The sequence below is a fragment of the Marinicella marina genome (assembly GCF_030065545.1).
In the GTDB taxonomy this organism is placed as follows: Bacteria; Pseudomonadota; Gammaproteobacteria; order Xanthomonadales; family Marinicellaceae; genus Marinicella; species Marinicella marina.
On record NZ_JASJNC010000018.1, the window covers coordinates 1 to 1,201 of the forward strand.

The window sequence follows — 1,201 nt, forward strand, 5'->3', positions numbered from 1 at the left end:
TGACCTTTCCCCCAACTTAGTACCGCGGCTTGGATGAGATAATTCATTTTATGCTGCCTGATTAGCAAATGCCACTGGCGTCATATATTTCAATGAACTGTGTGGCCTAATGTGGTTGTAGTGTTTTCTCCATTTGTTGACTTCATCTTCTGCTTGTTCAATTGATTTGAACCAGTTTTGATTCAAACATTCATTTCTAAACTTACCGTTCAAACTCTCTATGAAAGCATTTTGAGTTGGTTTACCTGGTTGAATGAAGCCCAGCTTCACACCACTTTGTTGTTGCCAAAAGAACATGGCTTTACATGTAAATTCAGTCCCATTGTCACAAACGACCTGTGATGGTTTACCTCTTTGGTCTATCAGTTGATCTAAGAATCTAGCTACTTGCCTGCCGCTGATTGAAAAGGAAGTTAACTGTCCAACCATTTCACGTGAATAGTCATCAATCACATTAAGCACTCTGAACCTTCGGCCATTGGCTAACTGATCACTAACAAAGTCCATCGACCAACGCACGTCAGTTCGATTAGGCACGAACATGGGCATCCTTGGCCTAATCAGTTTCTTACGCTTCTTGGTGCGTACCTGAAGCCCTAATTCAGTGTAGATGCGGTATGTTCGTTTCTTATTGCACACTAAGCCTTCAGATTTCAGTAAGCCATGTAAAAACAAATAACCATAACTAGGATGTTTGGTTGCCAATTCTAACAATCTGTCCCTTATCGACTCATCATTACTGGGCTTTGGCTCATACCTGAAGCCTGTTCTGCTGATGCCTACCAAATTACATGATGTACGTTCACTGAGCTTGAATGACTGTTTAAAGTGGCGCACAACACTCTTTTTACTGGCAGGCTTCACCACTTTTTTGATAGCACATCCTTCATTGCTTCATTTTCTAGTAGTTTTTCTGCCAACAACTTCTTTAGTTTGGCATTTTCACTTTCAAGCTCCTTGAGCCTTTTGGCTTCTGAAACTTCAAGGCCAGCATACTTGCTTCGCCAGTTGTAGAAAGTGCCTTGTGAGATATTCAGCTGGCGGCAAATATCATCTACTTTAACACCTGACTCATGCTGTTTGATGGCGCCAATGATTTGTTCTTCTGTATAACGTTTCTTTTTCATAATGAGATATCCTCTTTCTTAGTTTAATTGGAAATCTCATCCTTGTCATGGGTCTGTTTTTGGGGGAAAGGTCA

The 1,201-nt window shown here is 41.0% G+C and carries 1 protein-coding gene; it reads right to left on the reverse strand.

Translation table 11 applies throughout. From position 1 onward, the window contains the following. Positions 1–48: 48 nt before the first annotated feature. A protein-coding gene (locus QNI24_RS15375) for an IS3 family transposase (RefSeq protein WP_267177682.1) occupies positions 49–1,127 on the reverse strand; the annotation gives its coding sequence in 2 pieces (ribosomal slippage) (positions 49–875 and positions 875–1,127; 1,080 coding nt in all). Positions 1,128–1,201 lie beyond the last annotated feature (74 nt).